The organism is Kitasatospora sp. NPDC101235, from assembly GCF_044767505.1.
Taxonomy (GTDB): Bacteria; Actinomycetota; Actinomycetes; order Streptomycetales; family Streptomycetaceae; genus Kitasatospora.
The window spans coordinates 1-21,851 of record NZ_JBIWNZ010000051.1 but is presented as its reverse complement, the minus strand read 5'-3'; the positions used below and the strand labels follow the sequence as shown (position 1 = coordinate 21,851).

General features: G+C 69.9%; 21 protein-coding genes and 4 pseudogenes. 9 read left to right on the top strand and 16 right to left on the bottom strand.

The window, feature by feature from the left end; genetic code table 11:
* Nucleotides 1-64: 64 nt before the first annotated feature.
* The 4 genes and pseudogenes from ACIRRH_RS41500 to ACIRRH_RS41485 all read left to right on the top strand — a co-directional run bounded on the left by ACIRRH_RS41500 (nt 65) and on the right by ACIRRH_RS41485 (nt 3,212).
* Nucleotides 65-292 (top strand): dTMP kinase, encoded by a 228-nt coding sequence (locus ACIRRH_RS41500; protein WP_403078415.1) that lies wholly within the window; start codon nt 65-67, stop codon nt 290-292.
* Between the two features lie 628 nt (nt 293-920).
* Complete coding sequence (locus ACIRRH_RS41495; protein WP_403078413.1) at nt 921-1,583, top strand: serine/threonine-protein kinase; 663 nt, start codon at nt 921-923, stop codon at nt 1,581-1,583.
* A 173-nt stretch (nt 1,584-1,756) separates the two neighbouring features.
* Nucleotides 1,757-2,029 (top strand): annotated as a pseudogene (locus tag ACIRRH_RS41490) (biotin/lipoyl-containing protein); the annotation flags it as partial.
* Between the two features lie 691 nt (nt 2,030-2,720).
* A complete protein-coding gene (locus ACIRRH_RS41485) occupies nt 2,721-3,212 on the top strand; it encodes a hypothetical protein (protein WP_403078411.1) in 492 nt (163 codons plus the stop codon).
* Here the strand turns inward: ACIRRH_RS41485 and ACIRRH_RS41480 are convergent.
* Both ACIRRH_RS41480 and ACIRRH_RS41475 read right to left on the bottom strand, forming a co-directional pair.
* The gene (locus tag ACIRRH_RS41480; protein ID WP_403078410.1) at nt 3,181-3,306 is read right to left on the bottom strand and encodes a hypothetical protein; all 126 of its coding nucleotides are present in this window, start codon (nt 3,304-3,306) and stop codon (nt 3,181-3,183) included. The genes ACIRRH_RS41485 and ACIRRH_RS41480 overlap by 32 nt on opposite strands.
* Nucleotides 3,307-3,605: 299 nt before the next feature.
* Nucleotides 3,606-3,857 (bottom strand): DUF6213 family protein, encoded by a 252-nt coding sequence (locus tag ACIRRH_RS41475; RefSeq protein WP_403078409.1) that lies wholly within the window; start codon nt 3,855-3,857, stop codon nt 3,606-3,608.
* A gap of 320 nt (nt 3,858-4,177) precedes the next feature.
* Between ACIRRH_RS41475 and ACIRRH_RS41470 the strand changes: the two are divergent.
* Nucleotides 4,178-4,258 (top strand): annotated as a pseudogene (locus tag ACIRRH_RS41470) (ankyrin repeat domain-containing protein); the annotation flags it as partial.
* A 44-nt stretch (nt 4,259-4,302) separates the two neighbouring features.
* Nucleotides 4,303-5,397, top strand: coding sequence for a HEAT repeat domain-containing protein (locus tag ACIRRH_RS41465; protein WP_403078407.1), 1,095 nt, complete (start codon nt 4,303-4,305; stop codon nt 5,395-5,397).
* Nucleotides 5,398-5,694: 297 nt separating this feature from the next.
* On the opposite strand, the gene tpg is transcribed toward ACIRRH_RS41465, so the two are convergent.
* The 3 genes from tpg to ACIRRH_RS41450 form a co-directional block, all read right to left on the bottom strand.
* Nucleotides 5,695-6,240 carry a telomere-protecting terminal protein Tpg gene (tpg, locus tag ACIRRH_RS41460; protein ID WP_403078405.1) on the bottom strand — a complete coding sequence of 182 codons (546 nt, stop codon included), beginning with the start codon at nt 6,238-6,240 and terminating at the stop codon, nt 5,695-5,697.
* A 558-nt stretch (nt 6,241-6,798) separates the two neighbouring features.
* Nucleotides 6,799-7,032, bottom strand: coding sequence for a DUF6296 family protein (locus tag ACIRRH_RS41455; protein ID WP_403078403.1), 234 nt, complete (start codon nt 7,030-7,032; stop codon nt 6,799-6,801).
* 163 nt (nt 7,033-7,195) lie between these two features.
* Complete coding sequence (locus ACIRRH_RS41450; protein ID WP_403078401.1) at nt 7,196-7,663, bottom strand: hypothetical protein; 468 nt, start codon at nt 7,661-7,663, stop codon at nt 7,196-7,198.
* A gap of 1,403 nt (nt 7,664-9,066) precedes the next feature.
* Here ACIRRH_RS41450 and ACIRRH_RS41445 point away from each other — a divergent pair.
* The gene (locus tag ACIRRH_RS41445) at nt 9,067-10,194 is read left to right on the top strand and encodes a S1 family peptidase (RefSeq protein WP_403078399.1); all 1,128 of its coding nucleotides are present in this window, start codon (nt 9,067-9,069) and stop codon (nt 10,192-10,194) included.
* Here ACIRRH_RS41445 and ACIRRH_RS41440 read toward each other — a convergent pair.
* The 3 genes from ACIRRH_RS41440 to ACIRRH_RS41430 all read right to left on the bottom strand — a co-directional run bounded on the left by ACIRRH_RS41440 (nt 10,181) and on the right by ACIRRH_RS41430 (nt 11,369).
* The gene (locus ACIRRH_RS41440; RefSeq protein ID WP_403078398.1) at nt 10,181-10,621 is read right to left on the bottom strand and encodes a hypothetical protein; all 441 of its coding nucleotides are present in this window, start codon (nt 10,619-10,621) and stop codon (nt 10,181-10,183) included. The two genes, ACIRRH_RS41445 and ACIRRH_RS41440, sit on opposite strands and share 14 nt — an antisense overlap.
* A gap of 104 nt (nt 10,622-10,725) precedes the next feature.
* The gene (locus ACIRRH_RS41435; RefSeq protein ID WP_403078396.1) at nt 10,726-10,959 is read right to left on the bottom strand and encodes a DUF6296 family protein; all 234 of its coding nucleotides are present in this window, start codon (nt 10,957-10,959) and stop codon (nt 10,726-10,728) included.
* A gap of 5 nt (nt 10,960-10,964) precedes the next feature.
* A complete protein-coding gene (locus ACIRRH_RS41430; protein ID WP_403078394.1) occupies nt 10,965-11,369 on the bottom strand; it encodes an STAS domain-containing protein in 405 nt (134 codons plus the stop codon).
* A gap of 238 nt (nt 11,370-11,607) precedes the next feature.
* On the opposite strand from ACIRRH_RS41430, the gene ACIRRH_RS41425 reads away from it, so the two are divergent.
* Nucleotides 11,608-12,204, top strand: a complete 597-nt coding sequence (locus ACIRRH_RS41425; protein WP_403078393.1) for an HhH-GPD-type base excision DNA repair protein — start codon at nt 11,608-11,610, stop codon at nt 12,202-12,204.
* Nucleotides 12,205-12,526: 322 nt separating this feature from the next.
* On the opposite strand, the gene ACIRRH_RS41420 is transcribed toward ACIRRH_RS41425, so the two are convergent.
* From ACIRRH_RS41420 to ACIRRH_RS41410, 3 genes are all read right to left on the bottom strand, one after another.
* Complete coding sequence (locus tag ACIRRH_RS41420; protein WP_403078391.1) at nt 12,527-13,693, bottom strand: PQQ-binding-like beta-propeller repeat protein; 1,167 nt, start codon at nt 13,691-13,693, stop codon at nt 12,527-12,529.
* A gap of 937 nt (nt 13,694-14,630) precedes the next feature.
* A complete protein-coding gene (locus ACIRRH_RS41415; RefSeq protein ID WP_403078389.1) occupies nt 14,631-15,119 on the bottom strand; it encodes a hypothetical protein in 489 nt (162 codons plus the stop codon).
* A 416-nt stretch (nt 15,120-15,535) separates the two neighbouring features.
* Entirely contained in the window at nt 15,536-16,657 is a 1,122-nt protein-coding gene (locus tag ACIRRH_RS41410; RefSeq protein ID WP_403078387.1) for a hypothetical protein, read from the bottom strand.
* 143 nt (nt 16,658-16,800) lie between these two features.
* Between ACIRRH_RS41410 and ACIRRH_RS41405 the strand changes: the two genes are divergently transcribed.
* The gene (locus ACIRRH_RS41405; protein ID WP_403078384.1) at nt 16,801-17,121 is read left to right on the top strand and encodes a hypothetical protein; all 321 of its coding nucleotides are present in this window, start codon (nt 16,801-16,803) and stop codon (nt 17,119-17,121) included.
* A gap of 56 nt (nt 17,122-17,177) precedes the next feature.
* Here the strand turns inward: ACIRRH_RS41405 and ACIRRH_RS41400 are convergent.
* The 5 genes and pseudogenes from ACIRRH_RS41400 to ACIRRH_RS41380 all read right to left on the bottom strand — a co-directional run.
* A pseudogene (locus ACIRRH_RS41400) lies at nt 17,178-17,363 on the bottom strand (ATP-binding protein); the annotation flags it as partial.
* 76 nt (nt 17,364-17,439) lie between these two features.
* Nucleotides 17,440-17,685, bottom strand: a pseudogene (locus ACIRRH_RS41395) (LexA family protein); the annotation flags it as partial.
* A 71-nt stretch (nt 17,686-17,756) separates the two neighbouring features.
* The gene (locus ACIRRH_RS41390) at nt 17,757-17,885 is read right to left on the bottom strand and encodes a hypothetical protein (RefSeq protein WP_403078382.1); all 129 of its coding nucleotides are present in this window, start codon (nt 17,883-17,885) and stop codon (nt 17,757-17,759) included.
* A gap of 485 nt (nt 17,886-18,370) precedes the next feature.
* A complete protein-coding gene (locus tag ACIRRH_RS41385) occupies nt 18,371-19,576 on the bottom strand; it encodes an SMI1/KNR4 family protein (RefSeq protein ID WP_403078379.1) in 1,206 nt (401 codons plus the stop codon).
* A gap of 173 nt (nt 19,577-19,749) precedes the next feature.
* Nucleotides 19,750-21,687: an NACHT domain-containing protein gene (locus ACIRRH_RS41380; protein ID WP_403078377.1), complete on the bottom strand. Its 1,938-nt coding sequence runs from the start codon at nt 21,685-21,687 to the stop codon at nt 19,750-19,752.
* Between the last annotated feature and the right edge of the window lie 164 nt (nt 21,688-21,851).

The window sequence follows — 21,851 nt, the reverse complement described above, 5'->3', positions numbered from 1 at the left end:
GTATGGAAGGTGGGTTCAACGCCCCGGCAGCCCGCGGGGCACCACCCACGCCTTGGAGTCAGGCATGCTTCCCACCCTCCCCTCCCCTCGCGTTCTCGGGGCACTCCAGCGGGTCCTGCTGGTCGCGCTCCTCGCGCCGGTGCTCATCATCGCCTCGCTCGCCGCCGTCCCGGCGCTCATGGTCCTGCCGTTCCTGCCCGACGGGACGCCGCGCGCCGTACAACTCCTCACCGCCCACGCCGCGACCGCGCGCACACTCCTGGCCTGGAGCCGACACAACGGTCCTCGATGACCCTCTCTCCAGCCCAGGCCGGACCGTCGCCCGGCCGGCCGACCGCAAGCCGGTTTACAGGTCATCACGAAGACGAACGTGACCGTCCTGTCCGGTGGCAGCTGAGCCGCCCACCGAGAACGAGGACCAGGCGCAGCGGGAACGGCAGCACACGGTGAACGACGTACTCGCCGAGGCGGGCGAGGCGGGCCGCGCGGCGGCCCGGTGGGTGCGCGAGCTCGCCGAGCGACAGGCGGAGCAGCGGCACCGCACGGCGATGGCGACCTGCGGGCAGGTGGAGGCTGCGGCCAGGCAGCCCCTCAGGACCCGCATACGGCAGTCGGCCAACAAACCGCCGCTCTCGGTGGAGAACACGGCGCCGCAGTGGCCACGACGACGTCAATGGCGGTCGCAAACACGCCGCTGTCAGGGTGAACCGCCACCATGGCCCGGTCGGGGCCCGGTAGTCATAGACCGTGATCAGCTTGAAATGGCGCCATGTCACCACGTTGTTCGCCCCACTCGCCTGCTCTTCCTTCCAGTCGCGGCCCCCGCCTATGCCAGCGCTCCGGCCCGGCCCAATGGTCCGTTGGGCGGGAATACGGTCAATCCGACCCTTTGAGGGCAGAATTGATGTCAACCTATGTACATGGATGGTCATGAGGGCTTGATCGGCGGACGCTATGTGATCCGCGCTGCAGTAGGTCAAGGTGCGATGGGCCGGGTATGGAGGGCGTTCGACCCAGTCTTGAATCGTGAGGTCGCCCTCAAAGAGATCCTCCTTCCCGGTGGCCTCACGCCTGTTGAGCGCTGGGAAGTAATCGATCGGGTGCGGCGCGAGGCTCGTATGGTCGCGCAATTGAATCACCCAGGAATCGTTCGCATGTATGACGTAATTGAGCATCAGGGTGATCCCGTCATCGTCATGGAATACATCGACGGAAGTTCGCTGCAGCGACTCATCGACAACCGGAAGCAGCTTCCGGCGCACGATGTTGGACTGCTCGCGACGGCTGTGCTTGAGGCGCTTGAGTACATGCATGCAGCTGGCATCGTTCACCGGGATTTGAAGCCGGACAACATTCTCGTGACGACGGACGGGCGACCGGTACTGATCGACTTCGGTATCGCCCGCCCGGTCGAGGGCGGCACACAGTTGACTGTACCGGGCACGGTACTCGGTACGACCGCGTACATGGCGCCTGAGCTGATCGACGGTGGGGATCTCACCGTCGCTGCCGACGTCTGGTCGCTCGGCGCGACCCTCTACACCGCCCTGGAGGGTCGGCCACCTTCAAAGGCAAAACGATGACCGAGATGTGCATAGCAATCTGTATGCAGCCGACACCACCATCACCCCGCGCCAACGAACTGAGTCGGCTGCTCGGCGCTCTGCTGGACAAGAATCCCTCCACTCGCCCTACAGCCCGCCAGGCCCGCAATCTTCTCAGCTACGCAGGGTTTCCAGGGACGCCGAACACTGATATGCCATGGCCGGAGGGATCCACACGTCAATTCACCACAACTTCCGTTGTTCTTCCTGCGTTGGGTGAGAGCGTGACTGAGGGTTCGGTGACGCGCTGGCTCAAGCGTGTGGGTGAGCGCGTCCAGAAGGACGAGCCCCTTCTGGAGGTCTCCACCGACAAGGTTGATACCGAGCTCCCGGCCCCCGCGACCGGTGTGCTGCTGAGCATCGACGTGCCCGAGGGCCACACCGTCCTCATCGGCGCCCAGCTCGCACTGATCGAAACCCGGTCGAATGACTCGGGTCATTGACGCTGCCAGCTACAAGGCAGCGTCCCGTTCTGACAGCGCTACCCGCTGCGGGCCCGCAGGGTGCCGAGTGCTGGTAACGTGCGTCGCTTGAGCCGCGTTGATCCGGATGTGAGCAGCACTCCTTCCTCCTCCGTCAGGGCCCGGCGTGGGCTGGGGCTTGGGCCTGGCGCGGGGCGGGCTTTGGCCGCTGCGGGTGTACGGACGCCGCGTTCCCCGTTGCCGTGGTCCCAGGAGTCGGTCGACGCTGGGCTCCAGGACATGCTGGCGGACCATCGTCGGCTGGTGGCCGGCCGGTGGGAGGAGGTGTCCCCGTAACCCCGCGCCTTCCGAGCGGGAGTCCGGGACGGTGCGCAGCGCGGCCGGGCCCGGGAACGATGGGGGGTACGTTCCGCGCGGGCCCGGCCGGTGGGAGGCCAGCAGCGCCGGGGTTGCGGCGCTGCTGCTCTGCTCGGCGGCTTGGTGGTGCTGTGGTGAGGCCGCCGTGCGGGGAATGCTAGACGTGCGCTTCTGCGGTGGCCAGGGCTTTGACCTGCAAGATTTCGGCCGCGAACATGCCATCCGGCGGCGGCTTGAAGGGCGCGGTGATCATGCCGTAGCCGGGCCCGGGACGGCTCGTGTCAGCCGGACGGGCTGCATCTGGTGACCTCTCCGGGAGCGTGCTCGTTCGCCCGTCATGACAGCTGACACCTCGGTTGAGGACGCCCGGAAGCAGCTGGTCCGCAGTGTGGACTGGGTACTCGAAGCCCGCGCGGCCGTGGCCAAGGCGGAGGAGCAGCTGCGTGTGCAGCTGGGCCGGGCTGCTCCGGCTGGCGTTGCCTTCGCGGTGATCGAGGCTCAGCTCAGCCGTCTGGCAGCCAGCCCGTCTGACGCACCGGCCGCCACCGTGCCGCCCGCTCGGTCGCCGAACGACGAGGAGGTTCTGGGCGAACGGCTGGCCGGCTGTGCGACGAAGAAGGACGCGCTGGAGTTGCTGTACCGGGTGCGGGTGCGGCCCGGTGACGTGCGCTGTCGCAACGCCGTCACGGAAGCGCTGCTCGCGGAACTGCTCACCTATGGCATCACGCTCGACCGGGGATCGGCGAACCGCTATGTCGAGGGTTTCGGCACGCCGGGTGCTCGTGACCGCGGACCGTCTACAGGTGCGGGCCGATCAGCAGCACGGTGACCACTCCGTCGCCGTCGTGGTCCTGGTCGTCGCCGTCGGTCGGGCCCCAGGTCCAGAACAGGCGCCAGGCGCCGGCGCCCCGGCCGACGTCCATGCCCGGCACCTGCTGTGGCCGGGCAGGCCCGGGTAGCGGTGGCTGCACAGGCCGGGGTGGCGCGGGTCGGCGGCCAGGCGCTCCAGGGCGCGGCGGCCCCGGCGCAACCGGGCGGGGTCGGCGCGGCGGCCGCGCTCCAAGCAGAGGGTGCGGGCGGCGGCGGCGAAGTGCAACTTCGACATCGGTTTCTCCTTCGTCGGGCATGGCGAAGGGCCCGCCTCCCGGTGGTGCGGGTGGCGGGCCCTCGGCGTGGCGGGCGGGGTTACGCGTTGCCGGACGCTGTCCGGGCGCGGGCGTGGTCAGTCGGCGGGGTGGGCCTGGCTGGCGGTGGCGATGCATTCGACGTCCAGCTGGTCGGCGAGGTCAGCCAGCACCGCGCTGAGCCCGGTGGCGGTGACCGGGTCCATGCCGGGCAGGTCCCGGTCCGCCCACTCCTGCCAGGTGGTGGCGATGCCGCGCAGCAGGCCGGTGACGAAGTCGGCCGGGACCACCAGCGTCCCGTCCTGGTCGCGGCGCACCGGCAGCCGGAACTGCTGCTCGTGGAACTCCATGGATTCCTCCCGGGTGAATTCGATCGGTCGGTCAAAGAAAAAGCCCGGCCGCCTTTTCGGCGGCCGGGACTGGCCCTATTTCATGTAACTGAGCGCTTCACATGGCGAGTTGAGCGTTGGCCGGGCAGGGTGCTGACCAGCTCGCCATTGCCATCGACGCCGCACGCTCATCCGCCAACTCGCCGGGAGCAGCGCTCAGGATCGTCGGTGGGTCTCCTTGCTCGGCGATGACGACAACCTGACCACATTGCAGGGCGGCTAGGCTTCCTCGGACCTGTCCTGCTGCACGGTGGGCCGGCCGAGCGGGTACGAAAGGCACGATGGTGGAACCACTCATAGCCGCGGTACAGAGCGGGGACGCGCAGGTGGTGGACGCATTGCTGCAGGCAGGAGCCGACCCCGACACTGCCGATGAGAACACGGCACCCCTGTCCTGTGCCTGGCAGTGGACGCCTTCGATCTCCCGATGGTGGAAACCCTCCTGTGGGCATCCGCGCGTCCGGACCAGGCCGACGCGCTCGGCCGTACCCCGCTGCTTCGCGCAATCGAGCTCGGCGCCCACGACATCACCAACCTGCTCATCGGCCGCGGCGCCCACATGTGGATCACGAACGCCGAAGGACACAACGCCCTGACCCTGGCACGGCACTGGCATGAGACAGACCTCGTGGCCGAGCTACGCCGCAACAGCGGCCGACAGGGGCCAGTCGATCGCAGCGCCGTCTCATCCGATTCCGGGAACTGCGAGCAACTGTCACTGGGCAACCTGACCATCAGAACCGGGCACGCGGCGATACTCACCAACCTGGAGAAGTCGTACGGCATCGCAACGTCCTTCGACGAGCTGCTCTCCCGTGCGCTGGCCGAGCCCGACGTCGACCACGTGGTCTGGCGGGAAACCACCTTTACGCTCGCGGAGCGCCGTAGCTCTGCAGTCTGGGAGGCAGCCGCTGCCTTGCGCGATCGGCCCGACCCGTTGGAGCGCTACTTCGGCGCGGAGGTCCTCCGCCTGATCAACCTCTTCAACGAGAGCGACGGCGCGCCGTTCGACGGACCGCTCGTCGACTTCTTCCTGCCCTGGGTGGCGAGCGAGCCGGACCCCCGCGTTGCCTGGCCGCTCACCGCCAGCTTGGCCGATGCCCAGGACCCGCGTCGCGAAGAACCGCTCACCGCGCTCACCCGTCACATCGACAGCAAAGTCCGGCAAGCGGCGCTCGCGGGGCTGCACCGCCCGATCGAACGGGGTGACCGCGAAGCCCTCTCCGCAGTCGTGGAACGCACGAAGGACAACGACGCGGCAGTACGCAGACAGGCATGCCGAGTGCTCGCCGCCGCACCCATTCACGACCAGGGCGCCACGGACTCACTCGCCACCTGCCTCACCGATCCACACGAGGACGTGCGCGTGGAAGCAGCCGTACGGCTCGCGCTACGGGACGATCCACGAGGCGACGAGATCCTCGACAGCCTCTATCCCGCCGACGAGGAGTCCCCCTACTGCTGGCTGCTCTACAACGTGTTCCAACACCGTCACGGCTGACGCCGAGGAGCAGCGGTCGTCGGGCGAGCACCCCACTGCACAACTCGGAATGCTCACCCGCCAACTCAAGTACTCATCCGCCGACTGAAGCGCTCAGTAGCGCTTCACCTGGCGAGTTGAGCGAAGCGCCTGATCAGCGATGACGCCCGCAACTGCTCCCGTCGAAGCAACCGTCGGGGCCTCGAAACCTGCTGACCAGGGAGAACGCCAGACACTCAACCCGCCACATCGACTGCAAACCCGCCAAGTGAAGCGCTCAGTCACATTTCAGCGACACGGAGCCACCCGGGGGTGGTTCTACAGCTCGACGTCCATCCACGCGATGTCGTTCAGCTCGACGTCGAGACCGCTGGCGCGGCGGCCGCCGTCCTTGAAGTAGTGCTCGCGCAGGCCCTCGGCGAGGATCCGTTCCTGCTCGGCCTGGCTGGCTCCGGCGTCGCGGGCGGCGTAGAGCCGCTGGGCCACTGAGCCGGGCATCTTCTGGGTGATCGTGCGCTGGCGGGGGTCGTCGGTGGAGCCGCCGGCCGCGCTGTAGCCGAAGGTCGCCTGGATGTGGAGCATGAAGCCGTTCTTCTCGGCGTCGCGGCGTACCCGCTGCTTCACCCGAGGCTGCCAGCTGGCGCGGACCTTCTGCTCGATGGCCTTCGCTGCGGCCGGCTTGGGGGTGCCCTGGCCCTTGAGCCAGCGCTGGACGGTGCGCTGGGAGACGCCGAGGTCCTGGGCGAGCTTGCGGGTGGAGCCCTTGGCGCCCTTGAGCAGGAAGCGCATCCGGGCGGGGACGGACTGCGGGATCGGGCGGGTACGCTCGGCCCGCTCCAGGCCCTCGTCGATCTCCCGGCTCACGCTGTTCTCCTTCCCGGCCGCCCGAGGTCGGCACCCTCGGCTGGTGGTGGGCCGACCCGGCGGCCGGCTATGTGCTGCTCTACTACGCCGCCCGCGAGGTCCGCGAGATCTTCTTCGACGAGCACTGATCACGCTCAGGACGGGCGGTCGTCAAACTTCGATGAGACAGACCGCGACCAGTCAAACTCCGCTGAGACTGGTGAAACTTCGCTGCGACGGGTCAGGCACCTTGATGCCCGCCCCGGGGCGGGCATCAAGGTGTTCGCCCTATCCTTACCAATACTTTGACCTGGGGCGTTATCTCGCCGTGACCGGTCTACCAAGGTATCGGCGGGACGTCCGGGGCAGCTGCCAAGGTATCGCCCGCCCGTCCCCAGGACAGGCATCAAGGCATCGGCGGGGCGCGGCCGGGTGCGGATCCGGTCACGCGTACAATTCCCTGCCGTCCCTCCTCCTGCCGGACCGGGCGGCCGCCGCCGCCGGCGAGCGACGGCCCTACCGCCAGCGCGACCCGCCGCCAGGCGGTCGCGCACCCGGTGCTGGTCCGGCCGGAGCGGGTCACGGCAGGGGCGTCGCGTGCAGGCAGGTGTGCCGGCCGGCCCCGGGCGCGGCGTCCAGCGGCCGGGCCACGCCCGCCCGGATCTCCACCCGGAACGTGCCCGCCTCGTCGGTGTAAACCGGCGCCCCGTCCGCGGTCCGCTCGCCCGTGGCGTGGACGACGACGACCTCCGGGGGCGCGTGCCCGCCCGGGGCGCCGGGCAAGGTGACCGCATACCGCGCCGGCATGTCCATGGGTGCGTTCCTGGTGCAGCGCCCGTCTGGGCGGCGGGTTCACTGGCGGCCGCCGTACACCCAGGTGGTCTCCTTTTCCGGTGCGTCGCCGCAGTCGACGCGGACCAGGGAGTCCATCAGCTTCTGGTGGGCCCTTCTGGTGCTTGCGCTCGCGAACAGGCGCTTACCAGCGGCAGGTGGCGCGGGCTGCCGAGGCGGCGACGCTGTAGGTGTCTCCGCCGCGGGCGGGCTTGTTGGACAGGATGACACTGAACCAGCCGTCAGTGGGGATGGGCCAGGCGCCGAGAGACCTCCACTGCCCGCGGGCTGCGACCTGGTCGACAGGGTCCGGGTTGTAGAGGTGGGGGTAGCTGTCCTGTCGCGGGTCGAGGGCGTAGTAGGCGAGGCCTGCGGCCTGGGTGGTGTTGGGGATGTAGACATCAATGGTGCAGGTTCCGGAGCCGATGCGTCCGGTGTTGAACTGCCAGAAGGCGCCGCCGTCCGCGTGCCCGGCCTCCGGGGAGACCTGGGCTGTCAGCGCGTTGCCGTGGCAGCCGTCGGCTGCCAGGCCGCCGTTCGATGTCTTGAAAATCGGGTCCGCGTAGAACCACTCCGCGTCGCAGCCCGGTCCGTGCACCGCGCTGAAGCGCACCGGCAGCGTGGCGGGCGTGCTCTGGCCGCCTGGTGCCGCCGTCGCCTGCGGGTTGCCGCCGCCCGGCTGTTGCCCTCCGTTCGCGCCGCCTGTAGCCGCGGTACCACCCGCAGCGGCGGAGCCTGCCGCGCCGGTACCCCCGTTCCCGTTTCCTGCGGATGTCCCTGTCGAGGGCCGACCGGGGGCAGGGAGCTGGCCGCCGGCCGCTCCCGCGCCGATTCCACCCGGGGCGCCCTGTCCGCTGCCAGGCTGCTCGGCGGCTGGGCCCGGTACCGGGGTGGCGTCGGTGGCCGTTGTGGAGGGAGCCGTGGGCGGTATCGGGGGCGCCGTGGCAGGTACCATCGAACCCGTCCCCGGGGCCGGGGCGTCTGCGGAGGGCGGTGCCGTCACGGCTTGGTGTCCGCCTTGGGTGGGAGGGCTGTCGAAGTTCCAGGGCTGCAGTACCACCACGCTGGTGGTGGAGACGACGACCACCGCGATGACCGCGACCATCGGCACCCGCCCGCGCCACCACCGCCGCTTGTCACTCTGCGGTGATGGCCCCGGTTCGGCGGTCGGCGGTGCGGCGGGCTTCGGAGCTTCCGCCAGTGCGCCCGGTGCCGAACTCTCGCCCGGCTCCTCGTCGTTTTCCGGCAGCGGTGGCCCGGGCGGCGTGCCGGTCTCGGTTCCGCACGCGGGCGCCAGGTCGCCGTTGTCCACGGCCTCCGCCTGCGAAGACCGGCCTGGAACCGGCTCCTGGTCCTTCTCCGCGGCCGGCTCCTCCGCCCTGGCATCCCGGACCGGCTCGGCGGAAGCGGGTCCGTCGTCAGCGGGGCTGCCCGTGCCCGCGACCTCCTCCTCCCCGTCTTCTGACGCACCGGCATCCGACAGGGTGCCGGGGAGAGCGGGAAGGCCTGCCTCCTTGGCCGCCTGGTAGGCCTCGCGCAGAACGAGGTAGCGCGTCACGTCCTGGGGTGTACCGCCGCAGCCGACGACGAAGTCCTTGACGGTCTGCTCCGAGGGCATGCTCTCCCCTCGAGTCGCCTGGGACAGGGTCTGCGCCCTGGCGTGGACCCCTTTCACCTCCTGCATGGTCCGATAGGTAGGCGATCCGGCCTGCTCGTGCAGATCTCTCAGAATCTGGGCGAACGCCTCCATCGGCCCTTTCGACGGATCGAGCGGCTTCGGCTTGCGTCCGCGTCGAGCCGGCTGTCCCCCACTGCCCATGAACCCCTCCCCGGGGTTTGACCATCGTTGCAGGTAACCGAATTGACTGTCACAGCTTGCCGATGGCTTTGACGCCGGTCAATTCAGTGGCCTGGAGGTCAACTCTTTTGCCTGGTTGCGTGAGTGACGGTCACTCAGACGGCCCCACCGGAGGACCTCCTCCGGCGGCACTCCCAACCCGTGAGGAGCCCTCCGGCATGTCCGCACGCAAACTCCGCGCCCTTCTCCTGGGCCTGCTCAGCCTGTTGGCTGCAGCTCTGATGCCAGCCGCGACCGCGCACGCGGACGGCATCGACCGCAACAACGACACCGCCAACTACAGCGGCGGCGCCCGTCTCCAGCGCGTCGAATGGTTTGGAAACATCCTTCCCCTCCCGCTCAGCCACTGCACCACCGGCTTCGGAGTGCACCGCAAGGGCGACAACAAGCGGTACTTGCTGACCGCCGGGCACTGCGGTCAGGTCGGGTCGAACTGGACCACCGCTGGGAACGTGCTCGCCAAGATCGGCACCATCGCCGAGAGGGGCACCGACCGGGATGTGGCGCTGATCGAGGCCCCGAGCTCGGCCCAGATCTACGACGGCGGCACCGGCGCCGACACCTTCAAGAAAACCGTGGTCGGCACCGCTAAGGTCACCAAGGGCGACAGCGTCTGCCTGTCCGGAAGCACCACCGGTACCCACTGCGGGCTCACCGTCGTCGGCTCCGGCCGGTACTTGAACTGGGGATGGCAGATTCAGCTGCGCGGTCCCAAGGGCGTCGTGGTGGCGAACCCCGGAGACAGCGGCGGTCCTGTCTTCAAACTCACCTCCAACCCGGACAACGTTCTGGCTGTTGGCACCATCACCGGGGGCACCGATGACGAGAAGAAGAATGGCAGGCTCGACAGCGATGGCTACCAGTACGTGTGGATCGCCTCCATCGCGGGCGCGCTGAATGCTTTCAACATCGAGGTCAACACGCCCAGCACCCCTGCCCCGACAACGGCCACGCCGGCCCCTGTACCCGACCCGGTACACCATGCCCTGGGAACCGTGACGCCGCCCCCGTCCTCCCCCGGTTCCCCCGCCATGGCGCAGACCTACTACACCCAGCGCCTCCAGGACGGCTTCCTCGTCAAGAGCAAGGACCGCCCTAACGGCCCCGAGGCCGAAAGCATCATCGGCAACGGCACCTCGGTCAACGTCGTCTGTGAAACCAACGGCCCCGCCGTCGACGGCTACCCCTACACCGTCTGGGACCGCCTCGACGACGGCACCTGGGTCTACGGCTACTACCTCACCACACCCGGCGACGGATTCACGCCTGCGCTCAAGCACTGCTGACCACGTCCCGCTCCCGTGCCCGGTCCGGCGCACCCCGCCGGACCGGGCACAGTCGCACCGCCCACCGAACCTCACGCCGCATCGCGGCCCGTCGGAGTCCGACGCGGCGCCACCAGGAGCCGCGCCGCTTCACCTCGGCGGCCGCGGCCTCGGCGACGGCCCGCTCGCGCTCGGTCTCCTCCCACACCCCCTGGCCGGCGGCGGCCCGGCAGCAGCCGGCGCGCAGCACGCCGTCATTCCAGGCCCGTTCCTTCTCGGCCCGCTGCTCATGGGCGAACTTCACCGAGCAGCGGGTGCAGGCCGGGCCGCGGCGCTCGTACTCCTCCCTCTCCTTCTCCCGGCGGCCTGCTGGGTAGGCAGTGGGCTTGTCGACCAGCGTGCCGGTGCTCTCGTTCTCACGGCCGGCCTCGACCAGGAGCAGCGGCACCTGCGTGCCCGGGTCGCGAGCACCAAGTCGGCGAACAGCGAGCGGCGTCCGGGCAGCACGTGCCCGGTGAAGAACGCCTTCGGTGCTGGGCCGGCTGGAGCGGGTCAGGGCAGGGGTGTCGCGTGCAGGCAGGTATGCCGGCCGGCCCCGGGCACGGCGTCCAGCGGCCGGGCCACGTCCGCCCGGATCTCCACCCGCAACGTGCCCGCCTCGTCGGCGTAGACCGGCGCCCCGCCTGCGGTCCACTCGCCCGTGGCGTGGACGACAACCACTTCCGGGGGCGCGTGCCCGCCCGGGGCGCCGGGCAAGGTGACCGCGTACCGCACAGGCGTGTCCACCGGGCTCACCCGGCTTCGGCGCCGACGTCGACGAGGGCGGCACGCACGCTCGGGCGAACCGTGAACAGCCCGTCGGTGCCGGTGATCTCCAGCAGACGGCGCGCCTGCGCGGTGGGAGCAGCCAACAGCAGCTCGACGGCGGCGGCCTGGGCCGCCAGGCGGGCACCGAGCAGGGCATTAACGCAGCTGGAGTCGCAGAAGCCCAGGCCGGCGAGGTCGACCACCAGCCGGGGCGGCCGCAGAGCCACCGCACGGCCGAGGGCTGCTTCCAGGCGCCGGCGCTGGTCCTGGCCGACATCCCCGTCAAGGCGCACGACCACGGCCCTGCCAGGCACGACGAAGGCGGAGATCCGCAGCGGCGGGGCGAGGACTCCGGGTCGGTGGGAGCGGAAGGAACGCTGGGTGGACATGAGCGGGCCCCTCCTGTCGTGAGGGAAGCTGTCCGCCTCCGAGCCTGCCCCTTTCGACCGGCTCCACGCCACCCCTCGCCGGGGCGCTGCCCCGGCGGGCTGACCGCTCAAACCGGCACCCGACTGTGTGACCGCACCGCCGCCTGCGCAAACCCGGCGCGCCGCGCCCGGTCCCCGGCACGGGCGTCGGCGACACTGACCGACAACCTGGTCACCGGCACCGAGGAAGGCCCGGCCCATGGACATCACGGTGCGCATCACACAGCAGGAGGAGGCCGACGCCCTGCTCTCCCGCAGCGTGCTCGCCCTGCTGGTGGGAGCTCTCCTGGACCGGCAGATCCCCTCCGACCAGGCGTTCGCAGCCCCGGCGACCATCGCACGGCGCCTGGGCTGCGAGGACCTGGACGCGAACCGGATCGCCTGGCACGACCCCGAGCACCTCGCCGCGCTCTTCGCCGCCCGGCCCGCCGTACACGCCTACCCCGCGGCCATGGCCCGGCGGGTCCAGGACCTGTGCCGACACCTCGTCACCCGCCACAACGGTCGGGCCGCCGCCGTATGGGAAGGCGCCGCCACCGGCCGCGACCTGTACCGGCGGATCAACGAGCTGCCCGGCTTCGGCCGCCAGAAAGCCCAGATCTTCGTCGCCCTCCTCGGCAAGCAGTACGGCGTGCAACCCGACGGCTGGCGCGCGGCCGCCGGTCCCTACGGCGAGGACGGAACCTTCCGATCCGTCGCCGACATCAATGGACTCGAGTCCCTGGAGAAAGTCCGCGCACACCGCCAGCAGGAACGCCGCGCCGCCAAGAACACCGCACCAGGCCACGGCACCTGACCTGCCCCGGGCCCACGGCCCCCGATCCGGCCTGGTCCACGACGCCGGTGGTCACCGCCGGGCCCAGGCCAGCGGATAAGCGGGTTCGTCCCAGGCCGTCCGGACGACCACGCCGCCCGGGGCAGGTGCTCGCTGGAGGTCCGGCAGCACCCCGCGATCGAGCGCTGCCTCTCCGGATATCCGCGACTGACAGCCGCCAAGTCCGTTTCGGGCCACGGGGCGCACGAGTGTTGCACCGTTGGACTGCGAGTCGGGCTGGTACAGGTCAACCGGAAGCCTCCTCCCGGGTTGGAAACCCTCCACCATGCCTTCGGGCTGCATGTCACTTGGGGGCTTTGCCGGTCTTGGCATCGATCACCACGAGCGATGTGGGACCGGATCCTGTGTTGGATGAGATGCTCACGTAGACAAAGCCGTCAGCGACGGTGTGGTGAAGTTTGAGCTTGCTTCCAAGCTCGGTTTGCCACTTCTGCTTGCCGGTTGCCGTATCGATGGCGACGAGGCTGTGGCTGGTGGTCACGTAGACGGTGCCATCAGCGGTTTGGGGGATGGAACCGGCCACGCTGGCAATTGGGCCGGTGGGCTCGTCCTCCGGAGAGAAGGTCCACTTGGTGGTGCCGGTGGCGGCGTTGAGTCCCATCACGGCGCTCATGTTCACCACGTATACGCCGTTGTCGTCGACGGCCGTCGGGGACAGGAAGCCGATGCCGGTCTCCCAAGCGGTCTCGTCGATGTGGCCGCGTTCCTTCACATAGATCTTGTCACGGCTACTGATGTAGATCTTTCCGCCAGGTCCGGGAGTCGGGGGGAGGACAGCGGCGGGATCTTCGATCCGCCATAGGTACGTGTGGGTGGAGACATCGAGTGCCATCACTCCGCCCTTGCCGCCGGCGGAAACGTAGACCATCCCGTCGATGACGGCGACGTCACCGCCGCCGTTGGTGCCGAAGTCCCACTTGTTCGTGCCTGTTGTGCCGTCCAGGGCGTGGAGTACGCCTTCCGGATCTGCGATGTAGACCGTTCCGTCGTCCGCGGCCGGCGCGAGCCCGGGCTGGGTGTTGTTCGCCGGCCGGGTGGCGAAGTCCCACTTCGGTTTCCCTGTCGCCGCGTCCAGCGCGTACATTCGGCCGCCGCCGGCGACGTACACCATGCCCGCGTCCACCGCTGGGGCCTTGGGCACGGGGCCCTTCGCGTCGAAGCGCCACTTCTGCTCGCCGGTGGCGGCGTCCACGGCGTACACCGCGCCTTCAGTGGTGCCCACGTAGGCGGTGCCGCCACTCACGGTTGTCCTGGTACTGATGTGGTCCTGCGGCGTGAAGCGCCACAGCTTCTGCGGCCCGTGTGCCAGCGTGGAAGAGTTTTCGGGACTCGCCGCCTGTGTGCTCGCGGCTGGTGGCAGCGCGTTCCCGCCTGGCTTCTCCCCTGCCTCACCGCTGCTGCAGGCCGCCAGGACGGTCATGGCCAGCAGCACGGTCCCTCGGATCAGCATCTGCCGATGATGTGTCATCATGATCAGACCTCTTCTCTGGTTGATGGATGCCGTAGTTTCTGTAGCGGCAAGCCCCACCCGGCCTCCGGGGTCCTGCGGACTCGCCGACGGCTCCGGCCGATCACCATCGGCAGTTGCCCGGGCCGCTCGTTGTTGTGTGGGCACGAGCCGGCTGCTCTCCCGGCCGCCGTGCCCTTGTCAGCGGGCGCCAGACCGTGATCTTCAGGGTGATGGACGAACTCGCCGAATCCTGCGGCGCGTAGCCGAGCACCTCGATCATGGCGACTTCACCGTGGTTGGAGCAGGCGCACACCTGCGCCCCCTTGGTGATGCGGTTCTGGTGGATGTACGTGGTGAATCGGGTATCGGCCCGGCGCAGGTCGGGCGAACCGGCCTGGCCCGCATCGAGGAGGACGAACCTGCCGTTCGAACCGGTGAAACCGTCCTGGTCCGCGCTTTCGAGGCCGACAGCGTAAAGCAGGTCGTACTGGTGGAGGCGCCCACGCTGAGGTCCATCGCTTCGAAGGCCGGCTCGCCCGCCCTCACCCGCAGCAACCGCAGCTCATACGCGAACGCCGCCAGCGGGCTCTGCGCCGGGTCGAGCGCCGTCAACTTGCGTCCGCGTTTTGCTGCCCCGCCTCCGCCATTGACCACGAGCCCCTCCCCAGGATGCCGTTCCCGCAGGTCATCGAATTGACTGTCACAGCTTGCCGACTACCTGAGAGTCAGTCAATTGTTGGGACTGGCAGTGAAATCCGCGCCCTGGTGACATGGGTGTCGGCCGAAGGACCACCGATCCCGGCCCCGCCCGGCGGACCCCGCCGGCTTCATCCACGCACTCACCAGGAGCTTCAGCATGTCCAGACTCGGACGACGCACGATCACGGCCCTGACTCGGTTGCGTCAGACCTGTCCGGGCGAGGTTGCGGCCGGTCGTTCAGCCCGCCGGAGGAGTTCCACCGCAGGGCCCAAGATCGTGGACGGCAATCCAGTGTTCGACGGTTGTGGTCTCCAGGCCAGCGTCGGCTGCGATGACTGGCATATCAACGCCGTGCTGCCACGCGATGACCACGGCTCGGCGCAAGTCCTCGGTGCGCACCTCCAAACCGGCCTGCCGGGCCTCGGCGGAGGCCATGTTCAGCGCGTCGGCGTCCTGGACGAGACGGTCGGCGGCGCTCCGCACGGCTTGGCGTGCAGCGTCCGTAACGTTGTCATCCGTCGTTTGAGAATGGTCGAGCTCGATCAGCACGTTCAGCGCAGCCGCCGCGGCCGCAGCCGCCGGCATCGACGCGTTGACCGCATCGAACGCCGCCTTCTGGTCCCCGTTCTGCCAGCACTGCAGAGCCTTCGCTGCCAGGTCTCGTAGTTCGGTGAGCTTCGTAAGGGCCGTAACCGGCGCCGGCTCATCGGCGGAAGGAACAGTCACACACTCATCGTTCCTCGCTCAGCCCACCCAACCAAGATCATCATTGGCCTGAAACGGCGGCCACGTCGGCGCCTGGTCGGAGGTGTCGTCATACCGAAGGCTCTGCCCGCCCCGCCCTGCGGCCGAACCCGGCCGCCACCCATTGAGGGCGGAACCCGAGGTGCAACAGCGTGTTACACTCCGGCTTCTCCCAGGGGTTCGCGCAGGTCAGGGCGCAACGCGGGGCTTGGCCAAGGCCTTCGTGTTGCGCGTGTTGCGCCCCGTGTTGCACTCGGGCGGGTCAGGTTCGGCGCCACCAGGAGCGGCGGCGCTTCGCCTCGGCCTCGGCGGCTTCGGCGGCAACCCGCTCGCGCTCGGCTTCCTCCCTGGCGTTCTGGTCAGCGGCGGCCTGGCGGCAGCCGGCACACAGCCCGTCGTCACCCCAGGTCCCGGCCCGCTCGCGCTCCGCCCACCGCTCGTCCGTGAACTTCACCGCGCAGCGGGTGCAGGCCGGACGGCGGCGCTCGTGCTCCTCCTCTCTCCTTCTCCCGGCGGGCCTGCTCAACGACGGCTCGCTCCTCGGTGAGCTGCCGGTCTCCGTCGGGGTTGTCGAGCGCGTCGGTGAGGGTGTGCCAGCCGGGGCGGCCGAATCGGCGCCAGATCGCCGCGTCGGCACCGCGGGCGCGCAGCAGCGGCAGGGTGGTGGCGACGACGGGCAGTGCCTGGTGGTAGTCGCGGGCGGTGACATCATGCTCCTGGTACAGCGGCGCGTACCAGAGTGCTTCGGAGGCGGCCTCCACCGCTTGGGCGCGGCGCAGCAGCCGGCGGTGGTCGGTCTTCTGTTTCTCCTTCTTCTGCTCGGGGGTGAGGGGCCCGGCGCCGGGGCGTGGTTTGCGTGTGCGGCCGGCTTCGAAGACCAGGGCGACCGGAGGCAGTCCCTCGCGGCCGGTGGCCGGGTAGAGGGTGGGCCAAAGGCGCAGGTCGTGGGTGCGGGCGCCGGGGCGGCGCAGCGAGGTCTCGAACTTGGTCTTCGTGGTGCCCTTCGCGGGGAGTTCGCACCAGGTGCGGTAGGTGGTGAGCTTGTCGACCAGCGTGCCGGTGCTCTCGTTCTCGCGGTCGACTTCGACCAGGAGCAGCGGCACGTCGGCGCCGGGGTCGCGCAGTACGAGGTCGGTGAACAGCGAGCGGCGGTGCGGGACTTTGTGCTCGACCTCGGTGGTGAACGCGGTCAGGTGGCCGATGCCAGCGCGGGCGAGGAGGCTGGCGGTGGCGATGACGTCCAGGGCGTGCTCGGAGTACGCCGCGGCCTTGCCGTCGCGCTCGGGGCGCAGCGCGGCGAGTTTCGTTCCGGCCGGGAGGAGGGCGGCGGCTTCGCGGTGGCCGGCCGCGGTCGGGGTCCACAGCTTGCGGTTGTCCGGCAGGCGCAGTTCCTCCCGTGCCCTCCCGGCGGCCTGAAGGTCGACCAGGGCGTCGCGGGTCGCCTTGTCGTTGCGCTGGCCCGGCAGGACCAGATGCCATAGCTCCCGGCCGGTGGCGCGCTGGAACAGGGCGAGCGACACCAGGACTCCCTTCCTGACCGGCTGTGTCGAACCCGCCTTCCATCGCACCTCGGCATCATGGGGAGACGGGTTGTCGCCACAGCTACGGCCCCCTTGTCCGGGGGCGTTGGCCTGCGGAAACGGGTCGCGTGGTTGTCGGGGGCATGGAGGTGGCGACGGAGGTGCCCGCGGAGGCGGCGCCGGGCGCCTTGTCCCGGCCGGGCGAGGCCTTCGCCGGTCGGCCCGGCGGGTGGTGGCCGGCGGCCTGGTCGCCGTCGTCCGGGTCGGGCCCGGCGGAGGCTGAGCTGTCGGTGGTGCTGTTCCGTGGTGGCTGGGCCGACGTCGACTACTTCGACGGCATGGACGGCGCCGGCGCCCTTCCGGCCTCGGGTATCGCTTCAGCTCGGGAGTTCGGCGTCCGGCTCGACGGCTGGGTGGCCCGTGTATTCGGTCCGCGTTCCTGTTCAGGTGAATCGAGCGTGTGAAGGGTTCTTCCTCGGCGTCTGTCGGCTGGAGCCGAGGAAGACCCCCGTTGTGTTCCTCAGCTGGCAGCTGCTGCTTGCTGTTCGGCGCGGGCGCGGGTGGTGGCGAGTCGGTAGGAGTCGGTGCCGGTCTCGATGATGTTGCCGCCGAAGGTGAGACGGTCGACGATGGCCGCGCAGAGGCGGGGGTCGGTGAAGGTCTTCTCACCGAAGGACTTGTTGGAGGCGATGGCGACGCTGTTCTTCCTGGCGCAGCGTAGCGTCGTTCACGGTCGGCAGGCATGGTTTCAGCAGTTCGCGTGGTTGACGGCGCGGCATGCTTCACAGGCGGCGCAGGATGGCGACGACCTTGCCGAGGATGGTCGCGGTGTCGCCGTTGATCGGCTCGTAGGCCGGGTTGTGGGGCATCAGCCAGATCCGGCCGTCCTCGCGCTTGAGCCGCTTGACGGTGGCCTCGCCGTCGATCATCGCGGCCACGATGTCGCCGTTCTCGGCGACCGGCTGGCGGCGCACGGTGACCCAGTCGCCGTCGCAGATGGCCGCCTCGATCATCGAGTCGCCGCGCACGGAACTCCTCACCGCTGCCTTCTGACATGGCAGGCCCGCCGGGGGCCCTCGCCGTGGGGCCTCGCCGCCGGTCAGGCGGAGCGCTCCCGGGTCCCGGCCCAGGCGGCGGCGAGGCCTTCCAGCGGCGGCAGTGCTTGTCCCCACGCCGCTTCGACAGTTGGCCGGGTGCTGTCGAGACGTTCGCGCAGGGGGACGCTCATGAGATGGTCGAGGATCCCGATCCGTTCTGGTGTTCCGGCTCGGAGCCGGGGCCCGTACCCGGTGAAATCGTTTTTGTACGCCACCTTCACCGCCCGCTGCGCGGTTCGTAGCCGGGCCAGGGGGCGGCCGGACCGCTCGGGGGTTCGGCCGGCCACTCGGTTCCACGGTGCGACCCCCGGCCACGCGAGCAGGTCGGGTTAGGCCAACACGGTGCCGCCGCTGCAACGGTCGCCTGGCCGACCATATTGCCGATGCCGCCGGCCGCCGCGGCGGCCTCGCCGACCTTCGCGGCGCAGCTGGCTGCCTGCGCCCGGCTCTGGGAGCAGGCGAGCGAGGCCGGGCCAGGGTGGGTGTGGGAGCGGCGCTGGCGCTCCTTCCCGCGGCTGCTGGTCGTCCTGGTCGGCACCACCGCCTCCGGGACGCGCCCAGTGGTGGCGGACCTGCGCCTGGCCGCCGAGGTATCCGGGGCCGCGTGGCCGGCCGGTCAGCTTCCGGGCTGGTCCGGGAGTCGGAGCTGTCCGCGGACGGTGGTGCGGTCGATGAGCGGACGGTCCCGGAGGGCGAGGATCTCGTTGGCCACGTCGACGATCACCGAAGGGTGTTCGTCGCCGTGCACCTCGATGCGGGCGGCGAGCAGTGTGGGCGGGACGGCTCCGGCGTCGAGGAGGACGCGCCATTCGTCTGCCCCGAGCCCAAGGTACTCCAGTGCGCTCAGGCCGGTGACCTCCAGCGGGTCGGCGAGCGTGCCGGGTTGGGCGGTGAGAGTGCGCAGTCTTGGCAGACCGACGACGGGGGCGAGGCTGAGCGGTGTGCCGCTGCGGCGAAAGATTCGCACGACTTCCAGGTCGGGGTGGGCAGCGGGTACGAGGTCGGTCAGCTGGTGGTGGTCACCGACCCACGCGGTGGCCGGCAGTCGCTGCCGGTCGCGGCTGGGCTGGTCACGCCTCTCGAACCCGTTCAGGACCAGCTCCGTCAACGATTCGCCGTACAGTTCGGCGCCGATATGCTGCTCGTGATCGATGAGGATGACCTGCCCAAGGTGTCCGCAAGGGCCGGGAGTCAAGTCGACGGCGAAGGTGTCGCCGCCGTTGCTGCCAAAGCCGATCCAGCCGGGCGAGCCGACCAGGCCCTGGACGGCGGCGTCGGACGGAGTGACGACCGCCTGGGCCGCAGCGTACTCCCACGGGCATGGTCTCAGGTCCGCGTCGAATATGAACAGGGCGTCCAGGGAGCAGAGTTCGCAGCCGACGGCCGCCTCGGCGGCCTGCTGCTCTGCGAAGTCGGCCTCCCAGTCCCCTGACCCGCCCGGTCCGGCCGGGCTCACCCTGGTCGCCCGGTAGAGCGCCTTGAGCTCCTCGGGCAGCGGGACGCCGAGTCGTACCTCCGTGGCGGCGATCTCCTCCTCCGTCACACCGACGGCGCCGGGCAGCCGCTCGCGCAGCGTCCGCTCCAACAGGTCCGGGTCCGCTGACGGCGCCGGCACCGCCCCGGGTGCCGGAGCGGGCAGGCGGCGCCAGGGTTCGGCGACAGAGTCGTTGACCAGGAGGAGCGTTCCGGGGCTCGGGTACTCGACCGCGGACTCCACCGCCGGGCTGGTGCCGAACACATGCAACACGGTCTGCCCGCCCGGCGAGACGTCCGCCCCGAACATCACCTCGCGGATGCCTACCTGCGCCAACGCGCGCTGCACTGGCGCCACGGCGCGGGTGACGTGCGTGCGGTCGGGGAACGCGACCGGTTCGCCTCGTGGTGGGAGCCGATCGGTCAGCGGGAGGCGCAGGGTCCATCCCGTCGACCTGACGGCTCCCCCCACGTGGCCGGTGCGGCCGGTGAGGCGGTCGGCATGCTCGGCTCGCAGGAGCGTCAGCAGCGGCTCCCAGGTGGCGAATGCGCGGAGCGCAGGCACAGGTGTTCTCCAAACGGTACGGCGGGGCGGCCCGCAGGCTGCGGTCCGCAGGACTGTACCGACCAGCGCCGACAGCCTCGCCGCACCCGCGCGACCCGGCTTCCGGCGACCGGCCGGAGGGCTGACCGCCGAACCCCGGAGGCTGCCGCGATTGGCCGTCTCGGCGGCGCAGGACGCGCGGTCCGACGGCGTACGCCATCGAGCCGAGGGCGAGGACGACGAGCGAACCTGGCACTGGCCGCGTACCAGGCCGGCGCGCCCGCGGCAGTCTTGACTATTGCTCCCGCCTCCACGCGGTAGTGGTTGTCGAGGGTGGGGTCGTGGGCGAGGGCTTCAAGCAGGCGCGCCCCCTCATCCCGGTACCCGTCCACCTGCATCACTGCCCGGGCCGCACGGTAGCGGGCCCTGGCTTCGAAGGCGGGCATGCTGGCGTGGCAGGTGAGCTGTCGGACGGTCGAGGCGGCGGGAAGATTGGTCCTGAGCCAAACCTGCCGCACGAGGAAGTCGCACGCGGGTTCTCCATCAGACGTACTGAGGACTTCCAGGCGCGCATTGGTCTCCACGCTGATCTGGTCGTGCGAGGTGAGGAGCTGGTCGAGGAGGAAGCCGAGGTAAGACGGTTCCTGGTTCCGCCAGGTACCGGAGTCGAACAGTTCGTGGAGGACCTGGCGGCGGGCCTGCTGGTCGCGGGTGGCATGGCGAGCGGCGTGGTACTCGAGGAAGGTCTGGTGGGGGAAGCCGAGGCCGTCCGCATGGTGGACCAGCAGGCCGGTGAGCCGCAGCAGATCCTCCAAGAACGCGTCCCAGCGTTCCGGGCGCAGCTTTCCGGGGCTGCGCACGGCCTGGTGTGAGGCCAGTGTCGTGGCGGCTGGGACCTGGTGGCCGGCGAGCCATTGGTGGGCGAGGTAGTCGATCAGTTCGGGCAGTTGTTCGTAGACCTGCCGTGCGGCCTCGTCGGCCTCCCTGCGCATCCGCAGGCTCTGGAGGCCTTCCACCAGGTGCTTGATCGCTTCTTCGTGGCTGTCTGCGACGTGCTTGCTCTGGTTGTTCTCGTAAACCAGATCGGCGAACGCTTCGTACACCGCGGTGCGGCCCTCGGGCAGCGGGTGTTCGGGCTCGGCGAGGTAGAGCTGGCACAGCATGAAGGCCATCAGCGGTGTGCGGGCCAGTTCGGCCAGGGAGGCACTGCGGAGCGCGCGGGTGAACTGCTGAGCGCGACCGGCGGCGTCCTCCTGCGGCCATCGGGTGCCGAAGTACTTTTCGGTGTACGTGTGCAGGTCATCGGCGGTAAAGGGCTGCAGGTCGTAGCGCGGCACTGTGTCGCCGAGGGCGCGATCGAGAACGTCGAGCTCGTTCTCGGTCAGGGGGCGGGTTGCCACCACGCACTGGTACAGCGGTGGGCTACCCGTGACGGCGTTGGCCAGCTTCTCCAACACGTCCCGGCGCTCCTGCGCGTTGGGAAGCTCGTCGAGGCCGTCGACGAGCAGCTGCCAGTGCGCCCCAGTGCACGGCCGCTGGAGGAAGCGCGCCTTGGCCAGTTCCGGGTACCGCCCGTATCGGCTGAGCTTTCGGGTGGCGGCGGAGAGCGCATCGGGTACCGACGTCTCCTCCCCGGCGAGAGAGCGCGCGCTCACCCAGACTGGGACTCCCGGAAAGGTCTTCCCCTTCCCGGTGGCATCGAGCCATTCACCGGCCGCATCGCGCAGTCGGGTGCGCAGCAGCGTGGACTTGCCACTTCCCGGCCCGGCAATGACCACACACGCCCGATCAGCCTTCCGGAACACCGCGTCGGCGGGCTCAGCCGCCGCGGCAAGTCCGTCTCCCGCAGTGGCGGCATCACCGCTGCGGGGCGCGGCATACCGTTCCCGGGACGTATGGCGGCTGCGCTGGCGCACGTAGACCTCGCCCAGGGAGGTCGGGCCGATCGGGCTGATTAACCCCGGATATGGGTGTTCCTCGGCGAACCGCCTAGGGTGCGTATCGGGTTGTGATCAATCTGTGGGATTCGCCCTCGCGACAGTTCCTGATCCGGTAGACCGTACTGTGTGACGCGAGCGCA